Source organism: Limnothrix redekei LRLZ20PSL1 (assembly GCF_043235035.1).
Lineage (GTDB): Bacteria > Cyanobacteriota > Cyanobacteriia > CACIAM-69d > CACIAM-69d > CACIAM-69d.
The window spans coordinates 19,684-46,378 of sequence record NZ_JAZAQF010000057.1; the positions used below are offsets into that span (position 1 = coordinate 19,684).

Below are 26,695 nucleotides of genomic sequence, written 5' to 3' on the forward strand. Positions count from 1 at the left end.
CCATTAAAACCTATATTGGCATAGAAATTGGCGGCTCGGTGGGCAACCCCGCCCCTTGAACCAGAGAAGCACCAAACCGGCAGATGGCTGGGCTGGCCGGGCAGTGGCGAAACCGCTGAATCGATCGCTGAGGTTCATCAATGGCTCCTGAATTCTGGTTTGAATCCGGGGTTGCGGTGGCTTCTTTTCAGCCTTGGGTTGCCAGTTGCCGGGAATGATCCAAGTTTCGCGCAACCCATGGCACAATAGAGCGCAATCGCAGCGTTTTCTAAACCAACCTCAACCAACCATGGCGTGGTAATCACCGCACGGTGCAGAGCGATCGCGCCCCTTGCCGGTTGAGTGATTAGCCCCATGGCTGCATCGTCGTTGTGACGAATTAGTCTCGGGTAATGGCGGTCGCTGGCAAGTGTTAAGACAGATCGTGTAGGCTCACATGGGGTTTTGGAAGAGCTTATTTGGAACACAGGGCGATCGCCCGGCCGCAACGGTCGAGGCGGTTCCCGGCTATCAACCCCTGGAGCGAGATCCGCAAACGGGTGAGATTCGGATTTTTTTTAGTACCGATCGCGATATTGATCTGTACGATCTTGAAGAGCTTTGCGATGCGGTGGGCTGGGCCCGTCGGCCCCTGCGCAAGGTGAAAAAGGCGATTCAACACAGCTTCTTGGTGCTGTCCATGTGGGAACAGCGGGGAGCAAAGCGGCGACTGATTGGCTTTTCGCGGGCCACGTCGGATCACGCTTTCAATGCCACCGTGTGGGATGTGGTGGTGCATCCAGATTTCCAGGGCCGAGGTTTTGGCAAGGCGTTGATGCGCCAAACGATCGAGCAGTTACGCCGCGAAGACATCAGCAACATTACGCTCTTTGCCGATCCCCACGTGGTGGATTTCTACAAAGGTCTGGGGTTCATGCCCGATCCGGAAGGGATTAAGGGCATGTTTTGGTATCCAGATTAAGGCTGAGCGGGTGGCGGTTGGAGTCCCTGCGTCTGTTCTCCCTCAGCATTCAAAGCGTTGTGATATGATGGCCGTGTCTGTGGCTGTGGGCGGGCTTGTTCTCGTTCAGTCCACCAGTGCCAGCCATTAACGTTGGCCACCGACACCGGGATGTAGCGCAGCTTGGTAGCGCGCCTGCTTTGGGAGCAGGATGCCGCAGGTTCAAATCCTGTCATCCCGATTCAGCAATTTCAAAAACGCCCGAACCCAAGTCAGAACTTGGGCCGCCGTTGGCGATCGCAATCTGCGGGTTCGATCAAAATTGATCGAAATCAAAATCGATCGAACCGGATCTGCCACGACCTCCAAGCCAATCATCGGGGCAAGGGGTTTAGGCCCTGTCGTCATTTCCATCGCCGTAGGGGTTGGGTCTCCCAACCCTAACCCGGGCGATCGCCACAACCCTGTCCACCCCTGGGAATACCCAAGGATCACGGGAACCGGGCGGGGAAACTCCGCCCCTACGACTGATTGGTTTAAAGAACGAGGTCATCAGGGTTTCAGGAAATTTGACGACACGCCCTAAACCCCTTGTCTTCGGTCTGTTTAGGATTGCTTGATCAATTCCCTAAACCATTGACCCATGATGATTAACGATCGACTGATTGATTTTGGTTATCGACTCTGGTGATCAGTTCTGATTATTGATCAATCGTTTTGATGGACTCGATTGCCTGCCAAATCATCACACCCGTGAAGGACAGCACAAACAGCAACTGAAACAGATAGAGGCCGGGATAGGTTTCCAAAGAAATCATGATTAGAGGTGGGGATCTTGTGTTGGGGGTTCGATCGGCTCGTTGATTTCAACAATACTCGATCAATTGAGACCCTGGGGAGCCACGCAGGTCAGGCCGCGCAATAGTAAACTAACCGGATAGGCCAGGGGGCCGAAATGGTTAGATCCACGGCGATCGCTCCTTCAGGTGCTGTGGTTGGCCGCTGGTCTGCCTCTGGTCTCGATCGCGAGTTTTGCAACGTTGGCAACCATGATCATCGGCTCTAGATTGATGTTCGTATTCGTCAGCTCGGTAGATTCGGTGTCGGTAGGTTGGTGATCGATCGGGCTGTGTCCCGATCACCCTGGATCGGTCACGCTGGATCGATCGCCCATCGGAGCATCAGAGGATCATCGGAAGAGCATCTAATGGAGATCGCCGGTTCTGTGGTTGCCAATGGTTGCCAACGTTTGCCAATTCCCCATAACCACCCAACCCGCACTGCTACAAACCGATGGTTGCTACGCCCGCTGCTCGCCCCCAAACCAATCACGCTGATCAGACGGATCCCCAAACCTCCAGCCTGCAATATCTCCGCCCCCAATCCGAAGCCGGCCCTGAGCCATCGCCCAACCAACTGTTGATGCCCCTTACGGCCCGCGTGAACGATCGCGACCATTTGGAAGTGGGCGGTTGCGATGTGGTGGAGCTGCTGGAACAGTTTGGCTCGCCTCTATACATCCTGGATGAGGAAGGGCTGCGGGCCGCCTGTCGCCAATACCGAGACTCATTCACGCAGTTTTATGCGGGAGAATCCCAGGTGCTCTATGCTTCCAAGGCCTGGAGCTGTTTGGCGATCTGCGCGATCGCCCAGTCGGAAGGCTTGGGTGTGGATGTGGTGTCGGCGGGCGAAATCCTTACGGCCCTGCGAGCGGGCACGCCGGCCGCCAAGATTTATTTGCATGGCAACAACAAATCCCGGGCTGAGCTGGAATTGGCCGTGCGATCGGGCTGCAACATCATTACCGACAACTGGCTTGACCTGCACACCTTGGCCAGCTTCTCCGCCTCGGAGCCAATTCGGGTGATGGTGCGGATCACGCCCGGCATTGAATGCCACACCCACGAATACATCCGCACGGGCCACATTGACAGCAAGTTTGGCTTTGATCCAACCCAAGTAGATGAAGTGCTGGAGTTTTTGGCCCAACAACCCCATTTGCACTGCATTGGACTACATGCCCACATCGGCTCTCAAATCTTTGAGCTGCAACCCCACCGCGATTTGACCGATACTCTGGTGCAGTGGTTCGTTAAGGCCCAGCAGTTGGGACTGCCGGTGGCGGAGTTGAATGTGGGCGGTGGTTTGGGCATTCGCTATACGGAATCCGATGACCCGCCGAGCATTGAGCAGTGGGTGCAAACGATCGCCCAAGGGATCACGACAGCCTGCGATCGGGCGGGGTTGCCCCTGCCCAAGTTGCTGTGCGAACCGGGTCGATCGCTGGTGGGGTCTTCTTGCCTCACGGCCTATCGGGTTGGCAGCCAAAAAACGGTTCCCAGCATCCGCACCTACGTTTCTGTGGATGGCGGCATGTCCGATAATCCCCGACCGATCACGTACCAATCCTTGTATCGATCGGTGGTGGCGAACCGGATGAGCGCCCCTTGCACGGAAACGGTTACCGTAGCCGGTAAGCATTGTGAATCAGGCGATGTGCTGATTCGGGATGCTCAACTGCCGGCCCTGGAAACGGGGGATGTGTTGGTGGTGTTGGCCACGGGGGCCTATAACGCCAGCATGGCCTCGAACTATAACCGCGTGCCCCGACCGGCGGCGGTTTTGGTGCGCAATGGTCAGGCAGATTTGATTCTGGAACGGGAAACGGATGAAGACTTGCTGCGGTTTGATCGCCTGCCCGATCGTCTGCAAGGGCTGAGCTAGACCTCCCGCCCCCCGTTTTGCCCCCAGGGTTCATCAACGGTTGTCCATTGGGGGCCTGCGCATTGGGGGCCTGCGCCATTTTGTAGACCGATTCTTGAGTTGTCCGAGACCCGCTGTTGCTGCTGCAAGCGATCGATATCGGCCTAGTTTTGCTCCTGACGTATGCCCTGTTGGCCGTCGTCGGCGAACGGCGAACCCTGTGGATGGTGCGCGGGTTCGTCGTACTGATGTTGGCGGCGGCAGTGGCCCAACGTTGGGGGCTGTCGCTCTTGAGTTTTTTTCTGGGCAACTTGACGGTTGGGGCGGCCGTGGCCATGGCCGTTATGTTGCAGTCAGAGTTTCGGCGCTTGTTGGAAAAGTTGGGCCGGGGCCAAGTGGGGGAGTTGTTGTCCCGATCGCCCGACACGGCCCCAGGTGCCGACAACACGATCGATGAGCTGGTAGACGCGGTGCGGGAACTGTCCCAAAACCGCACTGGGGCCCTGTTGGTCTTGGAAACCAGCGGCACGATCGATGAGCGCGATTTTTCCGTGCCCGGGGTGCGTTTGGATGCGGAAGTCTCAAAAGAGTTGCTGCAAACCATTTTCCAAACCTCCACCCTGTTGCACGACGGAGCGGTTTTTATTCAGGGTGATCGGGTCACTTCAGCGGGAGCCATTTTGCCCCTGTCCGATCGCCAGGCCTCTCGCCAGCTTGGAACTCGCCACCGGGCCGCCATGGGCGTGACGGAACGGATGGCCAACTGCCTTTGCATCGTCGTTTCCGAAGAAACCGGGTCGATTTCCGTGGCAGAGCGGGGCCAACTGGAACGCCCGATCGCCAGCAGTCGCCTGCGGGAAATTTTGAAAACCAAGCTCGCCTCGCCCAGCGATCGGGAACAGCGAGTCACGTCCCTGCGGCACTTGCGACGACAGTTGTTATCCTTCACCGGCCTGTGGCGCAAGCGGCGATAGATGCCAGTGACCAATGCAAGCTCCACCCCTCAACTATCCCATTTCGGCCCTCAATTCAAACGGCCCAGCCAACCTCTAGATTCGCCAGAAAACGCCCATACCCAGTGGGGCCGCCCGGTGAGAGCGTCGAGTTGCGATCGTTCGGGTATGCTCATGGGGAGCAAGCCAGCAATTTTTGTTGGCACGCGCTAATCTGAACGAGACTTCCTGCACAACTGCTCTCAAATTCACCTCCCATTGCGTTCTCCATTCGCAAAGGTGGTGAAGACTTTATCTTGCGTCGATTCATATGACCGCAAAACAACTCCTATCGCGTGAATTGCCCGCCGATCTCGATCGAGCGCTGTTGCCTCGCCATGTTGCTGTGATTATGGATGGCAACGGCCGCTGGGCAAAGCAGCGCGGCCTTCCACGCATCATGGGCCATCGCCGGGGAGTTGATACCCTTAAAGACTTAATTCGTTGCTGCAAAGATTGGGGCATTCAAGCCCTCACGGTCTACGCTTTTTCGACGGAAAATTGGGGTCGCCCCGCCGAAGAAGTAGACTTTTTGATGATGCTTTTTGAGAAAGTTCTGCGGCGAGAACTGCAAGAATTAATTGAAGAGTTGGTGCGCATTCGATTTGTGGGCAATATCCATGCGCTGCCCGATTCTTTACAGGCAGAAATTGCCCATGCTTCAGATCTCACGCGCCACAACAATGCCCTGAATTTCACCGTAGCCACCAACTACGGAGGACGGCAAGAAATTTTGCAGGCCTGTCGAGCGATCGCCGCTCAAGTCAAGAATGGTGACCTAGCGATCGAAGCCATTGATGAACAGCTCTTTGAACAACACCTTTACACACGCGAACTCACCGATCCCGACTTGATCATTCGCACCAGCGGCGAAATGCGGGTCAGCAATTTTTTATTGTGGCAAATTGCCTACGCAGAGCTTTACGTCACCGAAACCCTGTGGCCAGAGTTCGATCGCGCCGCTTTCCATCAAGCCCTCATGAGCTATCAAAAGCGCGATCGACGCTACGGCAAAGTGCGCACCAAATAAAGTTCACGATCAAAGTTCACGATCAAAGTTCGCAAATAAAGTTCGCGAATAAAGTTTGCACCCAAGCATCGCACCCCAATAATGACGGGTTGAACCTCAAGTTCACTAGCGATTTTCAAGAATTTCGTTCAAGGCTTTCGCGCAAAACTTCGGATCAAGATTCCAGCGCAGGACTCTGATTCAGGGCCCTGAGAAAATTGCATCTTCAATATCCCGCCGACTCAAGGAATATTTAAACGATCGCTGGGTAGACTCTCCAGATCCATCCGCATCCAAGTAGTAAACCGTCAGGCGATCTTCTTCTAGATATAGCTTTGCTTGCCAAGCATTCTTTTGGATGTGCCAACAATGCAATGCTTCGCGATCTTGGGTGCAACCTTGGGATAGCAGCCACGTCTCAATTTGTGGCAAAGGATGGTTATAAAGGGGCGAGTCTTCTGAGGGCAGGGTCATAACAACAGCAGAGATCGGGGACTGAAAATCAATCGATCGTTAATCGCAACAATCGGTAGCAGTGATTGAATATTCTGATTTTGGGAGCTTCAATCACAATTGAGGGCCGCCCTGCATTGTAAAGGAATTTGGTGGAAGCGGCTAGCCAACACTACCGGCTTGCATTATCAACACCCATCATTTCTAGGGTTATGTTGATCAAGTTGCCGATCGACTTAATCAACATAACCAATCACTATCACGAATCATTATTTAGGGCATATGACCCAACAGGAAATAGGTATCCATATCGCCTTTCCCTTTGATGTGAACTAAGCCACGATGCTCAAATTGGTAAGAATTTTTGAGCAGGGCATAGGTGGCGGCTGAGGTTTGAATTCTCCCTGGAATGCCATGCGATTCCATCCGCGAGGCAGTGTTGACCGTATCCCCCCAAAGGTCATAAATAAATTTCTTCAGGCCAATCACGCCGGCCACAACGGAGCCACTGTGAATCCCGATGCGAATTTGAAAATCACGTTTTTGCCTGTCGTTAAACCGACCCATGACTAACTGCATATCCAGGGCCATATTCGCGATCGCCTGAGCATGGTCAGCACGAGGGGTGGGCAAACCTGCTACCACCATGTAGGAATCGCCAATGGTTTTAATTTTCTCTAGGCCATGAATTTCCGTGAGCTGATCAAATTCCGAGAAAATTTCATTCAATAATTCCACCAGCTCGATCGCACTCAAATTTGAAGCGATTTCCGTAAAACCAACAATATCCGCAAACAAGACGGTGACGGCAGCAAACTGTTCTGCAATCGTTCTGGCATTGCGCTTCAGACAATGGGCGATCGTTTCCGGCAGGATGTTCAACAGTAAGCGTTCAGATTTTTCTTGCTCTAGTAACAGGGCTTCTTCGGCCTTGCGACGTTCCACATATTGCCCCAACTGGCTGCCCAAACTTTCGCCCAGATTCAACAGATCAGGACTCACGAGTTGAGAGGCTTGTTTGAAAAATAGCAAAATTCCCAAAACTTGATCGCCGGTTTTAATCGGAAATCCAAACCCCGTTTTGAAGTTTAGGTTTTGAATTTCCAAAGTTCCCGCCGGAACCGCTTGATTCGGGAGATCTTGTTGCCATTTAGCTTTCGTTGCTTGCCAAACCTGTGAGAGGAAGCTGCGATCTTCATTCAAGCGCAGGCAACGTACTGGCTTCCAATCATGGCTAATTTCCAACATGGGAGAAAGCCAGTGATCAATGCAATGAGCAGATGGATTTCCGCTGCCAACTTCCGTGCGATCGATTAACCAAAATTCTCCCAATTGCCAATCGAATTCTTGGCACAAGGCTCGAACCACTGCCGACAGGGCTTGGGTAGCAATATTCGATTCAGAAATAATTCGCGTAATTAAATGTTGAACCGATTGATATCGTTGGCGACGTTTTTCTTCCGTAACATCGCGCCCCACATACAGAAAATCTTGAACCGTTTCTGCACGCCCCAATTGTCCCGTTAGGGTGTTGGTGAGGCGCGATCGGGAAAAGGCAATAACCAAAATTGCGCCGGTCTTGGTTTGGCAAACCGCTTCCCCTTCCTCCGCCGCCAACAGATGTCCTGACTCTGGAGCCGATGGGGCATCTCGGCGCGCCAAAATTGCCGACATGGGCTGACCAATTAACTCCTCAGCTTCGTAACCCAACAGGTGACGAGTGGCCGGGTTCACCATCCGAATTAGCCCCGCTTCTGAAACCAAAAGCAGCATTTCGCTCATCGCTGAAATAATTTGATCAATCTGTTGCTTGGTTTCTTCTAAATTCCGAATCAGCAGATGTTTTTCGTTGGTCGCTTGAACCAAGACTTGTTCCAAGCTCATGCGATCGGTTACATCTTCTAGGAAAAAAATTAAATAGTGTTCAGCAGTTGGGCTGGGGTGCGCCGTAATATGAATATCAAAATAGATTGGGGAGCCATTGGCGGTGACACGGCCAATGCCCTTGATGTTGAATTCTGCACGATCGCCCGCTGCCACCTCCACCAAAATTTCATCAATCCCAAAAAGTTCTGGGAACAGTTCATAAATCTCCAACCCCAGCAATTGCGCAGCCAGTTGCTCAGGGATAAGGCCTGGGGCAGTGGGTGCCAAGTGGCCTGGGGAGTGATCCACAGCCCCATCCGTCGGGGACTCGATCGGGGCGATCGCTCCCGCCTCCGCAGACTCCACCAACATCTCCAGCAATCCTGAATCGATCAGAGGGGCCACATTGCCCTGAACCGAAACCACCTGGAAGGCTTCGTTCACAACAATCAATTGGATATGCTGAGGCAAGGATAATTTCATTCTGCTCAAGAGGCCGCAGCAACAGCAAAGTTGACTTTAAATTACCCACTTTGGATGCCAACTGTTGCATCCATGAAGACTTTGAAGACTTTGAAGACTTTAGCTCTCCTTTGGTCACCCATTGAGTATCGATTGCGATAGCTCTAGGAACATCTTGTCAACATTATCACCCGTTTTGGCAGAAGTGGCATAGGTCGCCACCACCTGAGACTCATGGGCAAAGCTATGCAGTCCCATAACCTTAGTCAACATTGATGGTTCAATGAGATCTGCCTTATTAAAGGCAATCACGACGGATCCCTTAGGATTAACTTGCTGAAACATTTGTAGGTGACGGTCTAGGTTTTCTACCGTTTCCATACGGCTGCTGTCAGAAACAATAATGATTCCACTCGCACCACGGAGGTAGGACACATCGATCGGCTTGTAATCGGTGCGTCCTTCAATATCCCAAACCATTAATTGAAACTTGTCGCCTTCTGGTAACTTAAGGCTAGTGGAATCAATTAATTTCTTGGAGATTTTCACCCCAACGGTTGACAAATATTGGTCACTAAATTGACGATCAACAAACCTACGAATTAGACTAGTTTTGCCGACACTAAAATCGCCAACCAGACAAATTTTCTTAGAAACAGTCGCCATTTTGCCCCCAACACAAGTCTTAGCGAAGTCAAATTATACCTTGAAGGATTCCAGGAAAGATTCCAGAAAGGATTCCAGGCATCTTTTAGTTTTTAGCCTGTAGTTTTTGGCTTGTCGGGGCCGGTGCTCAGGTTTTGTCTGGCACTGTTGACGATCGGGTGGGGGCCTGCAAACGATGGCAGTTCCGATGCCTCAGAGGTTGGGGAGATGGCTGGCGATCGATCAACTATGCGTCGATCATCTCTGCATCGTTGATCACAGGTTGGGGGATTCGCGGCAGCCATCATCAAACTTTCGTCATTTCAGCAGTGAACAATAATTTTATTATTTTCAGAATAAGATTTTCTTAAAAGCACTTAATCTCTTCACAAGTGGTTACGATCATTCAATAGCAGTTTTCTGGCCATTTCAGATCTGTTCATCCAAGATTAGTTCCTCAGATTTCTTAGAATTCATTAGCAAAGGAAAGCTTGGTCTGAATTGGTGCAAATCAGATTTCCTGAATTTGACTTAAATTGGCTTTGGATTCAATAATTAGGAGAGTGAACATTGCTCGTTAGCTAACTATTTCACGGTATTTACAATATGACTTGCCAATCGCTTTATATCTAGACTAGAGTTTCAGTTTTGAATATGATTTTCAAGCGTGAATTTAAAATATTGATTCGAAAAATTAGTTACTGAATTGATGATTAATTCATTAAAATATTCATTAAAATGTCAATTTAGAGTTTTTTGAACATTGATGATTTAATAATATTTGTTGAAATACCTGAAAAGTCAAAAACAGTCAGAATTTGCATATTAAAAGTTCGTATATTAACTGACCTAGCAACAAAGGCAGGAGGCTCTAGTTCTTTGCTTCTACAACAATTGGTGCCTGGCGAGTGCTCCGAGATACTGTTCAGATATTCTCCGAAGGCTGGGTGTAGAATCGATCGGGACGCTTCTGTTGAAACCAGACTTGTAATTGTTGTTGACAGTCTTGGCCCAAGACACCTCCAATAACCGGCAATCGGTGATTAGAAGCGGCACTGGCGGGCAAATTGAGCACAGAACAAATGGCTCCTGCTTTGGGATCGATCGCCCCAAAAACAAGCAACCCAAGTCTAGCGTTAATAATTGCCCCCGCACACATGGGGCAAGGCTCCAGGGTGACGTAAAGAACGCAATCGTTCAGATGCCAATTTTGGCGCGATCGCCCGGCCCGTTGAAGCGCCAAAATTTCCGCATGACCCGTGGGATCGCCATCCCGTTGCTTGCGATTTTCCGCCTGCGCGATCGCCCGGCCTTGTCCATCCACCACGATCGCCCCCACGGGCACATCCCCGGTGGCCCCGGCAGCAGCGGCCAATTGCAAGGCTTGACCCATCCAATGTTGATGTTGGGGGTGTTCCGGTTCCAGGAGCGCGCGATCGATTTGGCAGCTTTTGCGAGCAGCGTTTCCCGAGGTGATCAGTTGTGGTGTTTCCAGCCCCTGACTGATTCGCAACATCGCTCTCGCCCCGCAACTTCGCAACTCCAACAACCTGCTACCAACTGGTTTCTAGCCAATTGACGCTACCCGTGAGCCGCTTGGCCCCTAGCCGCGATTGGCAGCCTCCGCCCCCCAAGCAGCGATCGCCACGGCCAACGCATCGGCCGCATCGTCCGGCTTGGGCAAGGTGGTCAAATTCAGCTCCCGGGCCACGGCGGCTTGCACTTCGGGCTTCTTGGCGTTGCCGTAGCCAGTGAGTGCTTGCTTGATTTGAGCCGGTGTGAATTCTACCCAAGGAAGTTGCCGTTGAGCCAAAACCAGCAACACGACCCCACGGGCTTGGGCTACGGCGATCGTGTTGCCCATCCGATAAAAAAAGAGTTTTTCGATTGCCACCCGATCCGGCTCAATTTGGTCAATGACCGCGTGCAAATCGTCGTGGAGGGTCACCAACCGATCGCCAATGGGCTGGCCGGCAGGGGTGGCAATGATGCCAAAGTCGATTAATTCGATCGCTACCGGGTCGATCGCTACCGGGTCGATCGCCACCGGATCGCTCGATCGCCAACCCAACGAACCATCACCCCCAAAAACCGGATCCCCAACGGCGGGAACACTAATTGCCCCAAATCCTAAAATGGCTAGCCCCGGATCAAGACCCAGAATCCGTTCCCGATCGGCCATAGCTACTCCATGAACTGATCGAGCCGCTTGCGCACCGACAGCCGCACCACCGCCCGCACCAGCAACACCACCGCCACTCCCGACCCCGCAAACACAAAGGCCGCCCAGTGAGCCAAGGGCCCCGTCACCAAAACCGCCCCGCTAATTAACAAACAGCCCGCCAAGCAGGTGTACATCAAACATTCGATCGACAGGTTCAATCGCTTCAGGGCCCGATCGGTTTCCGTCGATCGCACCCGCAGCTCCAGCTCACCCCGTTCAATTCGTTGCTCCAGCCGCTGAATTGCCAGCACCGTTGGATTCGGCTTGCTCAGTTGCGCTTGCACCGTATCCAGGGCCAACTTAGCCAAGCCCAGCCATTTTTGGGTTTTGTTGGCCCCTGGCCCTTCCGCGAGCGATCGATTGGGATCAATGCCCGCAAACTGCTTCACAAAGGGTTTGGCCAGCGCAATCAGGTTATATTCCGGATCCAGTCGCCGCGCAATGCCATCCAGCGTTGTAATCGACTTCAAAATGTAAGTCATTTGGGCCGGCAGTCGGAACGGTTGTTGCTCAAACAAAGTGGCAATTTCCCGGCGCATTTCCGTGAATGCATTCACATCCACCGGCCGCTCCGCAAACCGTTCCAGGGTAAATTGCAGTAGTTTCCGCACCGGTCGCATATCCGAAACCGGCTCAATTAATCCCATGGAAATTAGGGATTCCAACACCGATTCACTATCTTTTTTCAGAACCGCAAACAGGGTTTGCAGCATCTGTTCTTTGGCCAGGGATTTCACTTCCACAAACATGCCAAAGTCATAGAAAATCAGCGATCCATCTTGGGTCACTGCCAGGTTTCCCGGATGGGGATCCGCCTGAAAGAAACCATCTTGCAAAAGCTGTTTTAAGTAGCAACAAACACCCAACTGATTCAGCTTTTTGGTGTCAATGCCGCAGGACACCAGCGCTTCGCAGTCATCCACCTTAATTCCCGGTAGATATTCCATCACCAACACGCGGGAAGTGGTGTAGGGCCAATGGATTTTGGGAACTCGGACGTTTTGAAATTCCTGAAAGTTTTGTCGAAAGTGATCGGCGTTGTGGGCCTCGTGAACGTAGTCAATTTCTTGATAGAGAATCCGAAAAAATTCTTGATAGATGGACTCCAAATCGTATTGCTGAGTCCAAGGAAAGAGCAGCTCGCTCCAGTGAATTAAACGCCGCAGAACTTTGAAATCCAGATCAAACAGCGGCTCCAGACCCGGGCGCTGAACTTTGACCACGACCCGATCGCCCCCGGGCAACACGGCCCGGTGAACTTGCCCCAAACTGGCCGCCGCGATCGGCTCCGGTTCAAATTCCGCAAAGAGTTCTTGAACAGATTGGCCCAGCTCCGCTTCGATCGTGGCGATCGCCAGATCCGTGCTGAAGGGCGGCACGGCATCCTGCAATCGGCTGAGGGCGGTGATATATTCCCCCGGCAACAGATCGGGGCGGGTGGACAGGGCCTGTCCCACTTTGATGAACGCGGGCCCCAAGTTCACCAGGGTTTGGGCTAGCCACTGGGCCCGGCGACTGCGTTGCTCACTGCTGTTTTGTTTGCGAACACGATCCCACCACAGGGCCGAGACAAATCGCCCGATTGCGATCGTCACGTCCTTCTGCCGTTCCCAACTGGAATATCGGGGTTTTTGCCAACGGGGGGCTAGGGGCTGGGGCTTGGCTTTAACCAGCATTCGAGCGATCGAGCAAAGTAGCAGTCTCAGTGTAGGGGATTTTGGCGAAGCCAGTCTCAGCCAACTAATTCCAGCCAATTAATTCCAGCAAGCCCTAATCCAAGCAAGCCCTAATCCAAGCAAACCCTAATCCAAGCCCTAATCTCAGTTCATGCACTAACGCAATAGCTTGCGGGTCACGGCTGGAGGAATTGGGGCGATCGGGGCGATCGGGGCGATCGGGGCATTAGCTCCCGATCGATCCCTAAAGTTTTGGGGCGATCGGCCGATCTTACGGTTACGACAGAGCCAGAATCAGTCTGATACCGCTCAATTAACTCAATTAACTGACGGAAGTCCCACCGAGTCTCATTTCAGACCCCAATTGGCTGCCCAAGCCGTAATGGTTGATGCAGCAGAACAGATCACCCAAGGTCAACAATGGCCAGCTTCAGTGTTCAGACCTCGGAGCTGAGGTTTTGAGAGTTCCGACTTTTGAGGTTTAAGTTTGGGATTCAAGTGCTCAGGCCTTGATCTGCCCAAGTCCAAACCCCAAAGCTCGCTGCCATCAAAGCACCCGAGCCACCTAGAAGCATCACAGCAGGTTCACGGGATCTCACGCGCAAAACCCGCGCAAACGACCCATGAAGACTTATTCTGATTCTGGCAATTGACCGCTGGATGGGGCGATCGCACTTGGCCACCCGATCGCGGGGCACAATGCCCATCCCAACGGCCCGCATCGAGTTCGCTTTTGGATTTGGAGAAAACGCATGGAAATGACCGACACGGGGATCGTCGAAATTCACGCGCGAGAAATTTTGGATTCGCGGGGTCGTCCCACCGTCGAAGCCGAAGTCACCCTCGAATCGGGGGTAACCGGCCTGGCTCAGGTTCCCAGCGGCGCATCCACCGGTACTTTTGAAGCACACGAACTGCGGGATGACGACCCCGGCCGCTATGGTGGCAAGGGCGTGCTGCAAGCCGTTGAAAATATTGAAGAGCAAATTTCGCCGGAACTCTACGGCATGGATGCGCTTGATCAAGCCAGCATTGACCTGGCCATGATTGAGCTGGATGGCACGCCCAACAAGTCCAAAATCGGTGCGAATGCCATTTTGGCCGTGTCGTTGGCCACGGCGAAGGCCGCCGCCGCCACCGCCGGGTTGCCCCTCTATCGCTACCTGGGCGGCCCCTTGTCGAACGTGTTGCCTGTGCCTCTGATGAACGTGATTAACGGCGGGGCCCACGCGGACAACAATGTGGACATCCAAGAGTTCATGATTGTGCCCCACGGGGCCAGCAGCTTTGCGGAGGCCCTGCGTTGGGGGGCGGAAGTGTTTGCAGCCCTGAGCAAGGTGTTGAAGGATAAGAACCTACTGACGGGTGTGGGCGATGAGGGCGGCTTTGCGCCGAACTTGGGTTCCAACCAAGAGGCGCTCGATTTGCTGATTGCGGCGATCGAGAAGGCTGGCTACAAACCGGGCGAGCAAGTGGCGCTGGCGCTGGATGTGGCTTCCACGGAGTTATATAAAGATGGGAGCTATGCCTTTGACGGCGCAACCCACAGCCCGGCGGAAACGATCGCCTATTTGGACAAGTTGGCGAGCCAGTACCCGATCGTGTCGATCGAGGACGGCCTGAGCGAAGACGATTGGGACAACTGGGCGGCGATGAATGCCAGCCTGGGCAGCCGCACCCAACTGGTGGGCGACGATCTGTTTGTGACCAATCCGACGCGCTTGCAAAAGGGAATTGAGCTGAAGGCGGCCAATGCCATTTTGATTAAGCTGAACCAAATCGGGACGCTGACGGAAACCCTGGAGGCGATCGACCTGGCCACCCGCAGCGGCCTGCGCTCGGTGATTAGCCACCGTTCCGGCGAAACGGAAGACACGACGATCGCCGATTTGGCCGTGGCCACGCGCGCCGGTCAAATCAAAACCGGTTCTCTCTGTCGGAGCGAACGGGTGGCGAAATATAACCGCCTGCTGCGAATTGAGGATCAACTGGGCGATCAGGCGGTTTATGCCGGGGCGATCGGCTTGGGCCCGAAGTTCTCCAGCTAGGCCTCTCCTGAAAACTGGCGCAGCCTGGCCGAGTGGTTCAGGCTGCTCAACCGTTGTTATCCTGCTTGGGCTACTGGCAAGGATCGTAAATCAACATCAGTGAGTAGATTTCAAGATTTTTGAGGTATTTTTGACCCTCAAGAAACAGTTTCTTCTTAAAAAATTATCTGCACTTTTCAATTTAGTGCCAACCAAGTCCCCTGCTGACACCTTTCTAGAAACATTTAAAAGTAAAGAGGTTATGTATCGTGTCTAAAAATATCAGATCACCAAAACAGCAACAAAACCCTTTAAAAAAATGGCTTGCTTTGGATTGGAATCGACCAGAGCGGTCATACAACCCAAATGTCCGTGATTTCTTAGCTGGGTTACTGGATTATCCCAAGGATCGGGTTATTACTGAAGATCGCGGTGGTGGTGGCTATCCAGATATCAAGCTACTGACTCCTGAGAAAATTGCCTGGGTTGTAGGAGACCTAAAAAAAGATGATGCAGAACTGAATACAGAAGCTGGACGACATAGGCTCTGGAATCAGAAATGTAAGTACATTGAGGGTCTAACCCGATATGTCTTGTTTTTAACAGCCCATTATCTCTGGATTGTCTTACCTACAGGGCCTACAGGGGCTCCTGTTTCAGGATTTAAAGAACCATGCAACTTGTCTGAAATAACGTTTGAAGAATTAAAAGAAAAGCTTAAATTCATTTCCTATGAACAAGCAACACATGGTAATCAATGGGCAACCTTCATTGATGGGCAATTACCTTATGTTTACTTGAAGCTGGATGCACCAGAGACGTTAGACCGTTTGCGTCAAGATTTACAAACGAGTTTTACTGAACTGGGTGCAGCGGCGGAAGGGGCAATCACCTCACTCATCCAACAGTATGAAGAATTTAAACAACAGGAACAGGAAATTCAGCGCAATTTAGTAGATACAGGCGACACTCAGCGACGGGCATTGGTGCGACTGCGGTTTAAGTTTGATTTTCATCGACACTTATTTGAGGATCTGCTACCTCGATTTGAAGATCAGTATGGGCGAGATGTTAATGCCAAGGGCAGACAAGTTGAGGAACGGATTCGAGAATCGTTCGTCGCCGATTCCGTTGCGGTGCTGGTTGCCCGCGTGTTGTTTTTGCGATTGGTAGAAGATTTAGGACTGGCGAAAAAACGGCGATTATCGAATGGCGGTCCCCAAGACTGGGCAGCATTTGTTGATCAGCTAACAGGGGATGCTAAGGCGTTAGTGCAACTGGTGGCAGAAGATGTCGGACGGTTGTATCAAGAACCGTTTGAGCGTAACTTGTTTGATTGGATTTATGAAACGAATGGGGCATTAGATGAAGCTTTACAGCGTCTAATTCTTCGATTCAATGCTTACGACTTTTCTGGATTGTCAGAAGAAATTCTGGGAGATATTTATCAAACTTTCTTGCCTCCTGCTAAACGGAAACGGTTAGGAGAATTTTATACACCACCATCGATCGTGGATTGGTTGTTGGAACAAACCGTATTTCAGCACGGTGAAGGCACATTGCTTGATCCCTCCTGTGGAAGTGGTTCATTTTTAGTGCGATACATCCATCGGTGTCTGGAAGATGCAAAAATAAGAGGGCTTGATTCAGATGCCGTTTCACAAGAATTACAAGCCACCGTTTGGGGATTTGATCTCAACCCATTTGCAGCATTTATCAGCCACTTTCAATTGATGTGGGCACTAGTACGCTTCAAACCCTCAACCAACCCCGAAGATATTCCTAAAATTCATATCTATAACCTAAACAGCTTGCTGCGGGAATCCGATCTAGTTCCGCTACTAGGAGCAGGTTTCTTGGCTCCTGGCTCCGCAGAGCGGGATAGTCAGCAGTGGAAATATATTGTGGGCAACCCTCCCTACATTCGGGCAGAGCGGGTGAAATATAACGATGAGATGCGCGGGCTATGGCATCAAATTTGGGGACAGAATGCGGATACTGGCTTGGTATTTCTCTACCGGGCGTTGGCGGAATCGCTGGAACATGGCGGCTGGTTAGGCATGGTGGTGAGTGGTGGCTATGCCAACTCGGAAGCAGCAGCAAAGGTTTGGAAATTGCTTTACCCAGGGCGAGAAGCCGCATTACGCAAAATTGTGTGGTTGGAGTTTACCGATAAGCCTGTCTGGGACGTTGCACGAGTCCCCTTGATTTTAGTGATTGAGCGGGTGCCAGCCCAGGAAGATGATGAAATTGAACTTTATGTTCCTTCTAAATGGACAAGTGATGAACCACCCGTAAAAGTTAATTACAAAGATTTTTTTGATGCCAAAATTAGCCCCAGAGTGACTGACATCGATCCAAGTAATCTGCGAGAAGGACTGTGGGGAGATTATTTGCTGCCGTTACTGCATCCTGAAGATGTCCCGATTTTCAAAAAGCTATATCCCACTGGAAACGGTGGCAATATTGTTGAGCTGAAGGAAGCTGTTGCCCAACAATTGAGCAGGAATAACCGTCCCTTTTGGTGGACGTATGGTATTCAACGCAGTGGTGCAGAAGTTACACCAGAACCAACAGGAACCAAACCAATTCAAGTTATTGCTGGACGCAGTTTAGCAATGGGATGGCATGGTGAACCTGATGGTTGGGTTGATTTAGAAGCTGTCGGAAAGCCAAGTTTATGGGTTGATCAAGCCCATCGTGTTTTCATTGCTGTTGCTAAATTCACTCAATCTCTCACTGCCACTATCATTACATCGGAAACTACAGAAAATGGTCTTGCGAGCTTAGATACTACGATTGTTGCATTACCTAAAAGCGAAGGCAGTCGAGCCGAAGCTGTAGTTGCCTATCTCAATAGCAAATTAGCCAGATTCTACTGGGCAATTCGATTAAGAAGTGGAGTTATTCAAGGGTTTTATGCAACAAATTATCCTCGAATCTTAGAAGCTTTGCCTTGGGTTAGAGATCTGGATTCAGCAACTGAACAACAGTTAGTCAAGGGGTACAACGAACTTGCTCGGCTAGCGACAATCGCTAAAAATAACCCCGATGAGTGGCTTTTATCTGAAATTGAGACTCGAATTGAAATAAGTCGCTATAAATTGAGCGATCGTAATTTAGGACTCAACTTTACTAACTGGAGTACCGAAGATGTTTATATAGAAGAACTCACCTTAGATGAGAACTGTATTCGAGCCGGATCATTTTGGCTAGAACTCATAGATACTGACATCGCTGAGCTGGTCTACAAGCTCCTGATACTTAATTCCGACGAAGAAGCAACGATTTCTAGAGCGATTATTCAGAAGCTGCTGGTTCCTCAAGATTATGCGGCTTTGATGCAAGACTATCGGCAACGCTCTGCTGGCTTTCAACAAGTTGAATCCGATTTTTTGACCGTCCTTAGTCAGATTGATGACACTGTTTATGCAATGTTTGGACTAGCGAATAATGAAAAGAATCACATAGAAAACCGTCTTGCAAGTTTTCCACTCAATAAGCTTCAGCCTCGTTATCCTTGGCAAATCGTGAAGCCTAGAAAAATCAAAGCCTATACGAGTGATCGCTTTGCATAATCTGTCCAATAAGTCCTAAAAGTCAATGTTCCTAATTGCGGCAGCGTAACTTCTCAACGTTAGCCTGATTGACTTGACTACCCTCTCAAAACCCGATCGGGCTGGGCCGGTGGCTCGCCATAGAGACAAAACGCATTTTTTCCCATCCCCTTGGCCGCAAACATAGCGGAATCGGCATATTCAATGAGCTGATCGGCCGCTTCCGCATCGTCGGGAAACAGGGCCACGCCAATGCTGACCGTAATTTGGCAGTCGCAACCCTCAACGCGATAGGGCTTGCTGACGGCGGCCAGGAGTTTTTCGGCCACCCTGGCCGCCACGTCCCCTTGGGGAATGGCCGGCAACAGCGCCACAAATTCATCACCGCCAAATCGGGCGATCGTGTCGCTGCCTCGCAGGTTTTGGGTCAGGCGTTGGGCACATTCAATCAGCAACAGATCGCCGGCCCGATGGCCCAAGGTGTCGTTCACGGCCTTGAACCCATCCAAATCCAGATATAAAACCGCGCCCATGAACCGATCCTGGCGGGCTTGTTGCAGCGCCACATCCAGTCGCTCATAGAAATATTTACGGTTCACCAATCCCGTGAGGCCATCGTGGCGGGCTTGGTATTGCAACACATCGTGGGCTAGCTCCAGTTGCTGGGTATAGTCCCGCAGTTCGGCGGCGGTGCGGCGTAATTCCGCTTCGGCTCGGCACTGCTCGGTAATATCGCGCATCACCCCCACCAGGAACTGATTCCCGGCTCGATCGCGGTGGAGGGTGCGCTTGGTGCTCACCATTCGTTCTCGACCAAAGGGATCGGGCCAGGCGAATTGGGTTTCGGCGGGCCCCAACTGGTCGATCGCCCGTTGATCTTCCGCCGTGAGGGCAGCGGCCAACTCAGGAGAAAACACATCCTCTGCCCTTTTACCCAACAGATCGGCGGTGGTTAGCCCCGTGAAGTTGCAAAAGGCGGGATTCACGGCAATCCAGCGCCGATTTTGGTCTTTCACAAACAGTGGCTCGGGAATGGCGGCCAAAACTTGCTGAAAAAAAAGGGTCGATCGGGTCTGTTCCTGTTGCCGCTGAAAGGCCAGCAGCCACAGCCCCCCGGCGCTGGCCAGCGTGCCCATGGCCACCGGCACGATCGGAATCCACCACCCCCACCCCAGGCTCAGGCTGGTGAAACTGCCGATGCCTAACAGGGCCAAGGCCAGGTGAAAAGCCGCTGGGCCCATGGAGCGCGATCGCTTCACGGCGATCGCCCCGGCCGCGGTCCACAGCAAAATCCAAACCTGTTCCACCCAGTCGGGCCAAGTGCGAATGGGCGGCCGCCCCTCGATCGCGGATTCCAAAAGTTGCTCGATCGCCTGGGCCTGCAATTCCACCCCAAAGATGGGTTGGGCCGAATCCCGTCCTTGGTTGCTGTAGGGCGTGTAGGCATAGTCCTTCAGGCTTTCGGTCATGGCCCCAATGACCACAATTCGCCCACTGAGTTGCGCGGGCGACACCTTCCCCTGCACCACATCCCGCCACCAAACCACCGGCACGGTTCTGGAGGGGCCCCGCCAATCGGCCAGGATTTGGTAACCACCGGCATCAATGCCCTGATAGCCGCCACTGTTGGGGTCGATCGGGGACAACCGCAGCCGCCCCAGTTGCAGTTGTTTGGGATCTTCCGTTTTGGTCAGGGTCACTTGGCGCTGTTGCAAATACAGTTGGGCCAACACAAAGGCAAAGCTTTGATGCATTTGGCGTTGGCGAGTTTTTGGATCCGTATGCCACCAATAGAGGATGTGGCGGCGCACCAGCCGATCGGGATCGATGATGATGTTGTTAAACCCAATTTGCTGATAGCGAGCCAGGGACGCTGCGGGCAGGATTCCTTTTTTTTCCGAGTCGGGCATCAGCCGAATGCCGACGATCGGGACAGGACTGTTCTGAAAAATTTCCTCTAGGTGTTCCTTGCCCGGCGGCAGGGGCAAATCTCGATAAATATCCAGCCCGATCGCCACGGGACGAGCTGCCACGAGTGTTTCCAACAGTTTGGCCAAGTCTCGATCGCGGGCGGGCCAAACCTTCAAAAATTGAATATCCGGTTCATCCACCCCCACAATCACCACCCGATCGCGCAGGGGCGGGGTCGATCGGGCCCGAATCAGCCAGTCATAGGCCACCAACTCCGCCTGCTGGAGCCAGCCCCAAGAGCGAGCCAACAGCAAGCCACCGGCCACCGCCGCCACCAACAAAACATCAGCGACCTGGCGCGTTTGCCAAGGCAGGCGTTGATCGCGCCATTGACCCCATTGCCACACGGTGCTTGTTTCCTCTTCGGTGGGTGCTGCCGACTGTTGAACTCCGTAACAACGGTCAGCTCTCAGTCAGAGCACTTGGGTTAAGACAAGGCACTTACCCTGAAAAAATTTCCTGCCGCTGGGCAATACCGATAAGCCGTGATCTAACCCTAGCGAGGCCGCACCCGCAACCACTGATCTAGCCAGCCCATTTGGCGACGGCGACGACCCTGGCGCTTGAGGCGCGAAGATTCCAGGGTTTCGTAAGGATAGGGACGCGGCGCACGTTCTACCCGATCGAACGTTCGCCGCGTCACCACCGGATCGGCGGCCGGCTGCTGCCACCACACGGAAATAATTGATCCAGCAGCGCCACCAAAAATCGCCAGCACTAAAGCTGACAGCGTGCCGTAGCCCACCCCCACCAGGGCAAGCCAAAACAGCAAGAACCAAACTAAGCCTTGATACAGATAGCTCACGGGTCTGGGGATTGTCGCGATCGGGGCGGCTGTTGCCCAAATTTACCAAGTTTGCCAAGTACTGAGTGTGAATTGGGAGCCAAATCACTCAGCGCCGATTGACTCAGCACCGATTGACTCAGCACCAATTTACTCAGCACTAATGACCGCAGGCAACTTGCGCAGGGCCAGCAGCCGCTACCGGGAAAATCAGCTACTGCAACTTTAAATCGCCCCCCCGGGCTGTGTCTACCTCGCGCACCCAAAGGCGTTCCTCATTGCTGAAGGCCTCGAAGGCCGCCACTTGAGCCGCCAACAGATCAGCCGTGGCATCGGCAATGTCGCCGGTTCGCTGATTGAGCCGATCGCGCAGCACCTCGATCGGGGCTTGGCAATGGACAATTTCCAAATCCAGTTCCCGTTCTTGGGTGGCGGCAATCACCGTCTGGCGCAAGGCTTGGCGATCGTACTTGGCATCGAGAATCACCGTTTCGCCCCGACTGGCCAAATCCAGCCCCAATTGCAGCAGGTGATCGTAGGTTTTGGCGGTCATTTCGGCGCTGTAAAGGGATTGCGGCCCCTTTTGGTCTAGGGGCACAGCGCCCAAGTGTTTGCGCACCGCATCCGATCGAATCTGAATCCCGTTGGTTTGGCGCGCCAATTGCCGAGCCACGGTTGATTTGCCCGATCCCGACAGACCACACATCAAAATTACCTGACCCGATCGGGGTTGGGCATAGCTGGCCGCTTGGCGATAGTAGGCGGCGGCCCGATCGTGGGCGGCGGCTCGATCGGCCTCAGGAATCGCCGGGTCATTCAGCAAAAAGGAAGTGACCTTGGCCCGCACGTAGGATTGGCGGCTCAGATACAGCGGCAGCAGGGCCAAACCAGCCCAATCGCCCGATCGCTCCGCATATTCATTGACAAAGGCATTGGCCAAATCAATACGGCCCCGAGCTTCCAAGTCCATGGCCAAAAAAGCCACGTCGTAAATTGTGTCCACAAACCGGAAAGGTTCGTTGAACTCAATGCAGTCAAACAACAGCGGGCGATCGTTCAGCCAACAGATATTGCCCAAGTGCAAATCGCCATGGCCATTGCGAATGAACCCACCGGTCACACGACTTTGGAATAGCTCCCCATTTTCCGCAAAAAAAGCTTCCGTCCAGCTTTGGGTCAGGTCAAATTGCGCTTGGGTTTGGGGACCGCCAATGTAACCCGTGGTTTGTTGAAAGTTCTCATCAAAGGAAACTTTAATTTGCGGGATTTCCCCAAAGGAGTTGATGTAATCGCTGGTGGGAGCGGTGCGGTGAAATTCCGCCACCACCCGGGCCAGCTCAATGATCTCTGCTTCGGTGATTTCGCCGCGATCGAACCGGGCACTCATCAAATTTTCCTGAGGAAATTGATGCATTTTGACGGCATATTCCACCGCCCCATTGCTGGCTTCAGCTTCGCCCACTTCCGCTAATTGGTAGCGATCGCCCGTTTGAATAATGGGAACTACGCCCACATAGAGTTCCGCTGCACTGCGTTGGTTGAGCGCAATTTCTTGAGCGCAAAATTCCTTACGCCGCTCCAGGGTGGAATAGTCCAAAAAGCCAAAGTTCACCGGCTTTTTGAGTTTATAAACCCAGTCTCCCGTGATGAACACAAAGGAAACGTGGGTTTGAATCAGGGCGATCGGCTCCTGCACCGGATGGGGATAGAACTCCGGCTGAAGCATCTGTTGCACCAAGGGCGGCAGCGTCGAATCCATGCACAAAACTCCTGAGGGGGACTGGCTCAATCTCGCTGCTTGCATTCAACAGGTTCAGTGCAGCGAATGCAATGCAACAAATTTTCAATACAAGCGCTCAACAAGCTCTTAACAAGCTTTCAACAAATCCTCAATCAGCCGAATTGAACGCCCAGGACTCCTAATTCAAGATGGGTTCCAAATACGTTCCAAATGCGCTCCAAATATGTTCAAAACACAAAGTAGGGCAATCGAAACTCAATTGCCCTACTCTCGCTCCATCAAGCATCCAGTTAGATTGCTAGGCGATTTAGCCCTTCGCGGCCAGGAAGCTGACGTGATAGACCATGGTTGACTTCCAGGGATGCTTTTGCACTTCTTGCAGCACCACGGAACCCTTCCAGTTCAAATCAGCGATCGTGAGTTCAACCGGAGTTTCGCCCACCTTAACCGATCGCAGCATATAACCCAAATCCCGGGCGTTGATCGTCAGCAACACCGAGTTTGCGCCGTCGTGACCGTAGAGGTTCGCCGGAATCAAACCTTCACGACGCAGAGCACCGGGCTTGCTGCCTTCGGGACGGACTTGGGCTTCAAAAGTAAGGCTCATGGATGGTTCTCCTATTGTGGGATCGATCGCACTCAGTCAAGCAAGAATCGGCGGGCGATCGAGCTATCGTCGGCGTAGAAAGCCAAAGAATATTAACAGAAATTCAACCCCATTCCCCAGGCTTGAGCCGTTGAAAGGGAGCCTGAATCACCAGGACATTTTCAGACAAGGGCCCGTAGCCAGATGCCCCCCAGGGTTAACGGATTTCGACTAACCCTGATGGGGATGATTGTGGCCACTGGTTCTTAGGGCTAGCCCTGGCCGTTTTCGTACAGCAAGGCGCGTTTGGGGCCGTGAATGGGGTCTTCGATGATGATCGTTTGGTCGCGGCTGGCTCCCAAGGAAACAATCGCGATCGGCACGTCCATCAACTCCGCCAAAAACTTCAGGTAGTCCAGCGCCTGCTTGGGCAAATCTTCCAGGTTGCGGCAACCGCTGGTGGAAGTTTGCCAACCGGGCAGGGTTTCGTAAATCGGTTGGCACTTGGCAAATTGGTGCGACCCGGCGGGGAAATTGTCGCAGCGTTGGCCGTCAATTTCGTAGGCCACGCAAACTTTGATTTCCGCCAGCTCATCCAACACGTCCAACTTGGTGATGGCCAAGCAATCCAGGCCATTGATCCGGGCGGCATAGCGGCCAATTACCGCATCAAACCAACCGCAACGACGCTTGCGGCCCGTGGTGGTGCCAAACTCGGCCCCCCGCTCGCCCAAATGTTCTCCGGTTTCGTCCAGGGCTTCCGTGGGGAAGGGGCCTTCGCCAACGCGGGTGGTGTAAGCCTTGGCCACGCCAATCACCCGATCGATGATTGTGGGGCCAACGCCTGCCCCAATGCAGGCTCCCCCAGCCACCGGATTGGAAGAGGTGACATAGGGATAGGTCCCGTGATCCAAGTCCAACAGGGTTCCCTGGGCCCCTTCAAACAGAACGTTCCGTTTTTGCTTCACCGCGTCGGCAATTTTGAGCGATGCGTCGATCACATGGGGCCGCAGTCGATCGCCATAGGCCAAATACTCTTCAATCACCGCTTCCGCGTCCAGCGGCGGCAGGTCGTAGAGCTTTTCGAGAATGACGTTCTTTTGGGCGATCGTCCAACGCAGCAAATCCGGCAGCGCCTCGCGATCGATCAAATCCATGACCCGGATGCCGGTACGCTCGGATTTGTCGGCGTAGGTCGGGCCAATGCCGCGCCCTGTCGTCCCAATCTTGTAGTTACCGCGTTTTTCTTCGGATGCGCGATCGATCAGCCGGTGATAGGGCATGGTCACATGGGCGGTTTCGGCAATCAAGAGATTGGCCGTCGAAACCCCCAGCGTTACGAGCTGATCGAGTTCTTCAATCAGCACTTGCGGATCAATGACCGTGCCCGAGCCAATGATGCACTCGGTTTCGGGATACAAAATGCCAGACGGAATGAGGTGCAGCTTGAACACTTGGTCTTGAACAACGACCGTGTGTCCGGCATTGACCCCCCCTTGGTAGCGAACTACCACGTCGGCCGACCGACTGAGGAGATCTGTAATTTTGCCTTTGCCCTCGTCGCCCCACTGGGCCCCAATTACAACGACGTTAGCCAACGGTTTAGCGGTGTTTGAGTTTACACAAACGACGATTATCAGGATCGAGGTGTAAAGGTGTCAACCGGGCGATCGAGGCGGTGACTGGGTGAAATCGCTCGGGGGGATATAGGCTCGGGCGATCGCGCCCGATTTAATTTTCTTAAGCAACAATAAAAATATCGAAATGATCGTCGGTTCTTGGGCCCGATCGTCATTTTTCGAGGTGAGGTTGAAACGGTTGGTTTTCCGTTCCCCAATCGTCGTAGACAAGGGGCTTAAGCCCCTTGTTTCTCCCGGAATGATCACGGTGGAATCGGGGTTTTGGGCAATTTGACGACCGGCCCAGGGCCCGATCGGGACGATTTCCAGCTTCGATCGCAACTGCTCGCAAGATTCAGTACTCTCGGGGACGCTTCTATGGCATTACATGCAGAACTGCATCGGCATTTGGGTGGTTCGGTCGTGCCTCGGGTGCTGTGGCGCTATTTTGAACGGCATCGATCGGACTTAACGAGCCAATTTCCAGACTACGGGGCGTTTGAGGATTTCTACACCCGTCCTCGCAAAACCCTGGCGGAGTATTTGGAGCTGCACTCATTGGTGGAAAGTGTGCAAACTCAGGAAATGTTGCCCTATTTCATCTATCGCCTGATTCGGGGGGCTTACATTTTCGAAAATTTGGCCTATTTGGAGTTGCGCTACACGCCCTATCTGCGCACCCCTGAGCATTTGCCAATGGGAGAGCGGATCGATCGAATGGCTGAGATTGTGCAAACGGTGGGCCAGGCCAGCCAGGTGGTGGATTGCCCGATCGTCACCAGCCAAATTTTATGTATGCATGTCAAGTTGCCCTATGAGGTGAATCGGGCGATCGTAAAGTTAGCAGCTCAGTCGGGGGACTATGTTTGTGCGATCGACCTGGCGGGCGGTGACGATTTGTATGGCGATCGATTGCATGAGTGGATTGAGCTATACGAATTGGCGCGATCGCTGGGTCTCAAAACCACGGGCCATGTTTACGAAACTCCCATGGGGCAATGTCCCGACCTTTTACCGCTGTTGATGCGAATTGGCCATGGGATTCAAATTCCCTTGCAATATCCTGAACTGCTGCCCGATTTGGCCCGCCGGGGACAATGTTTGGAAGTATGTCCCACCACCTATCTCAAAACGGGAACCATGAGCGATTTACGGGAACTGAAAACCGTGTTCGATCGCTGCTTTGAGGCAGGGGTTGAGATTGCCATTTGCACCGACAATGCGGGTCTGCATAATGTGCGGTTGCCCTTTGAATACGAAACCCTGCTGACCTTGGATGTGATTGATTTTGAGCAACTGGAAGCCTGTCAAGAAGCAGCATTTCGCCATGCGTTTGCTTGGCCCCATAGTGCTCGCCCGGCGGCCGTTTTGGGCAGTTTGTTCGATCGCAAAATTCCGCGTGATCGGGTCAGCAACCAACCCCTAGGCGCTTTGGGTTAA

General features: G+C 52.8%; 18 protein-coding genes, 1 tRNA gene and 2 pseudogenes. 8 read left to right on the plus strand and 13 right to left on the minus strand.

Annotated elements, in window-relative coordinates:
- The first annotated feature begins 436 nt into the window (after positions 1-436).
- From VPK24_RS09090 to VPK24_RS09110, 5 genes are all read left to right on the plus strand, one after another.
- The gene (locus VPK24_RS09090) at positions 437-961 is read left to right on the plus strand and encodes a GNAT family N-acetyltransferase (RefSeq protein WP_393012326.1); all 525 of its coding nucleotides are present in this window, start codon (positions 437-439) and stop codon (positions 959-961) included.
- A 146-nt stretch (positions 962-1,107) separates the two neighbouring features.
- Positions 1,108-1,181: transfer RNA gene (locus tag VPK24_RS09095), tRNA-Pro, on the plus strand.
- Between the two features lie 1,052 nt (positions 1,182-2,233).
- Positions 2,234-3,664: a diaminopimelate decarboxylase gene (lysA, locus tag VPK24_RS09100; RefSeq protein ID WP_393012328.1), complete on the plus strand. Its 1,431-nt coding sequence runs from the start codon at positions 2,234-2,236 to the stop codon at positions 3,662-3,664.
- 113 nt (positions 3,665-3,777) lie between these two features.
- Positions 3,778-4,617 (plus strand): diadenylate cyclase CdaA, encoded by an 840-nt coding sequence (cdaA, locus tag VPK24_RS09105; RefSeq protein ID WP_393012540.1) that lies wholly within the window; start codon positions 3,778-3,780, stop codon positions 4,615-4,617.
- A 289-nt stretch (positions 4,618-4,906) separates the two neighbouring features.
- Entirely contained in the window at positions 4,907-5,665 is a 759-nt protein-coding gene (locus VPK24_RS09110; protein WP_393012330.1) for an isoprenyl transferase, read from the plus strand.
- Positions 5,666-5,845: 180 nt separating this feature from the next.
- Here VPK24_RS09110 and VPK24_RS09115 read toward each other — a convergent pair whose 3' ends face one another.
- The 7 genes and pseudogenes from VPK24_RS09115 to VPK24_RS09140 all read right to left on the minus strand — a co-directional run bounded on the left by VPK24_RS09115 (position 5,846) and on the right by VPK24_RS09140 (position 12,970).
- Positions 5,846-6,118: a DUF3143 domain-containing protein gene (locus tag VPK24_RS09115; protein WP_393012332.1), complete on the minus strand. Its 273-nt coding sequence runs from the start codon at positions 6,116-6,118 to the stop codon at positions 5,846-5,848.
- 252 nt (positions 6,119-6,370) lie between these two features.
- Positions 6,371-7,036: pseudogene (locus VPK24_RS18835) on the minus strand (adenylate/guanylate cyclase domain-containing protein); the annotation flags it as partial.
- A gap of 516 nt (positions 7,037-7,552) precedes the next feature.
- A pseudogene (locus VPK24_RS18840) lies at positions 7,553-8,446 on the minus strand (PAS domain S-box protein); the annotation flags it as partial.
- A gap of 114 nt (positions 8,447-8,560) precedes the next feature.
- Positions 8,561-9,091: a Rab family GTPase gene (locus tag VPK24_RS09125; protein ID WP_393012336.1), complete on the minus strand. Its 531-nt coding sequence runs from the start codon at positions 9,089-9,091 to the stop codon at positions 8,561-8,563.
- Positions 9,092-9,995: 904 nt separating this feature from the next.
- Entirely contained in the window at positions 9,996-10,586 is a 591-nt protein-coding gene (tadA, locus tag VPK24_RS09130; RefSeq protein ID WP_393012338.1) for a tRNA adenosine(34) deaminase TadA, read from the minus strand.
- A gap of 87 nt (positions 10,587-10,673) precedes the next feature.
- Positions 10,674-11,252 carry a crossover junction endodeoxyribonuclease RuvC gene (gene ruvC / locus VPK24_RS09135; protein ID WP_393012340.1) on the minus strand — a complete coding sequence of 193 codons (579 nt, stop codon included), beginning with the start codon at positions 11,250-11,252 and terminating at the stop codon, positions 10,674-10,676.
- A 2-nt stretch (positions 11,253-11,254) separates the two neighbouring features.
- On the minus strand, positions 11,255-12,970 hold the full coding sequence (locus tag VPK24_RS09140; protein WP_393012342.1) for an ABC1 kinase family protein: 1,716 nt from the start codon (positions 12,968-12,970) through the stop codon (positions 11,255-11,257).
- Positions 12,971-13,728: 758 nt separating this feature from the next.
- Here VPK24_RS09140 and eno point away from each other — a divergent pair.
- Both eno and VPK24_RS09150 read left to right on the plus strand, forming a co-directional pair.
- Entirely contained in the window at positions 13,729-15,018 is a 1,290-nt protein-coding gene (eno, locus tag VPK24_RS09145; RefSeq protein WP_393012543.1) for a phosphopyruvate hydratase, read from the plus strand.
- 248 nt (positions 15,019-15,266) lie between these two features.
- Complete coding sequence (locus VPK24_RS09150) at positions 15,267-18,575, plus strand: HsdM family class I SAM-dependent methyltransferase (RefSeq protein ID WP_393012344.1); 3,309 nt, start codon at positions 15,267-15,269, stop codon at positions 18,573-18,575.
- A gap of 77 nt (positions 18,576-18,652) precedes the next feature.
- Here the strand turns inward: VPK24_RS09150 and VPK24_RS09155 are convergent, their stop codons facing one another.
- The 6 genes from VPK24_RS09155 to VPK24_RS09180 form a co-directional block, all read right to left on the minus strand.
- Positions 18,653-20,872, minus strand: coding sequence for a CHASE2 domain-containing protein (locus VPK24_RS09155; protein ID WP_393012346.1), 2,220 nt, complete (start codon positions 20,870-20,872; stop codon positions 18,653-18,655).
- Positions 20,873-21,021: 149 nt separating this feature from the next.
- A complete protein-coding gene (locus VPK24_RS09160; RefSeq protein WP_393012348.1) occupies positions 21,022-21,330 on the minus strand; it encodes a hypothetical protein in 309 nt (102 codons plus the stop codon).
- A 193-nt stretch (positions 21,331-21,523) separates the two neighbouring features.
- Positions 21,524-23,068: a bifunctional aminoglycoside phosphotransferase/ATP-binding protein gene (locus VPK24_RS09165; RefSeq protein WP_393012349.1), complete on the minus strand. Its 1,545-nt coding sequence runs from the start codon at positions 23,066-23,068 to the stop codon at positions 21,524-21,526.
- A 289-nt stretch (positions 23,069-23,357) separates the two neighbouring features.
- Positions 23,358-23,657, minus strand: coding sequence for a 50S ribosomal protein L25 (gene rplY / locus VPK24_RS09170; RefSeq protein ID WP_099531898.1), 300 nt, complete (start codon positions 23,655-23,657; stop codon positions 23,358-23,360).
- Positions 23,658-23,908: 251 nt separating this feature from the next.
- Positions 23,909-25,234 carry an adenylosuccinate synthase gene (locus VPK24_RS09175; protein ID WP_393012352.1) on the minus strand — a complete coding sequence of 442 codons (1,326 nt, stop codon included), beginning with the start codon at positions 25,232-25,234 and terminating at the stop codon, positions 23,909-23,911.
- 60 nt (positions 25,235-25,294) lie between these two features.
- Entirely contained in the window at positions 25,295-25,597 is a 303-nt protein-coding gene (locus tag VPK24_RS09180; RefSeq protein ID WP_190355549.1) for a hypothetical protein, read from the minus strand.
- Between the two features lie 36 nt (positions 25,598-25,633).
- Here VPK24_RS09180 and VPK24_RS09185 point away from each other — a divergent pair, with 36 nt between their 5' ends.
- A complete protein-coding gene (locus VPK24_RS09185) occupies positions 25,634-26,695 on the plus strand; it encodes an adenosine deaminase (protein ID WP_393012354.1) in 1,062 nt (353 codons plus the stop codon).

Excerpts from the sequence above, each read along its gene's own strand:
- VPK24_RS09185 (WP_393012354.1), top strand. The coding sequence starts at position 25,634 with ATGGCATTACATGCAGAACTGCATCGGCATTTGGGTGGTTCGGTCGTG.
- VPK24_RS09090 (WP_393012326.1), top strand. The coding sequence starts at position 437 with ATGGGGTTTTGGAAGAGCTTATTTGGAACACAGGGCGATCGCCCGGCC.
- VPK24_RS09140 (WP_393012342.1), bottom strand. The coding sequence starts at position 12,970 with ATGCTGGTTAAAGCCAAGCCCCAGCCCCTAGCCCCCCGTTGGCAAAAA.
- rplY (WP_099531898.1), bottom strand. The coding sequence starts at position 23,657 with ATGAGCCTTACTTTTGAAGCCCAAGTCCGTCCCGAAGGCAGCAAGCCC.
- VPK24_RS09125 (WP_393012336.1), bottom strand. The coding sequence starts at position 9,091 with ATGGCGACTGTTTCTAAGAAAATTTGTCTGGTTGGCGATTTTAGTGTC.
- ruvC (WP_393012340.1), bottom strand. The coding sequence starts at position 11,252 with ATGGCCGATCGGGAACGGATTCTGGGTCTTGATCCGGGGCTAGCCATT.
- VPK24_RS09115 (WP_393012332.1), bottom strand. The coding sequence starts at position 6,118 with ATGACCCTGCCCTCAGAAGACTCGCCCCTTTATAACCATCCTTTGCCA.
- VPK24_RS09110 (WP_393012330.1), top strand. The coding sequence starts at position 4,907 with ATGACCGCAAAACAACTCCTATCGCGTGAATTGCCCGCCGATCTCGAT.
- VPK24_RS09165 (WP_393012349.1), bottom strand. The coding sequence starts at position 23,068 with ATGGATTCGACGCTGCCGCCCTTGGTGCAACAGATGCTTCAGCCGGAG.
- lysA (WP_393012328.1), top strand. The coding sequence starts at position 2,234 with ATGGTTGCTACGCCCGCTGCTCGCCCCCAAACCAATCACGCTGATCAG.
- tadA (WP_393012338.1), bottom strand. The coding sequence starts at position 10,586 with ATGTTGCGAATCAGTCAGGGGCTGGAAACACCACAACTGATCACCTCG.
- eno (WP_393012543.1), top strand. The coding sequence starts at position 13,729 with ATGACCGACACGGGGATCGTCGAAATTCACGCGCGAGAAATTTTGGAT.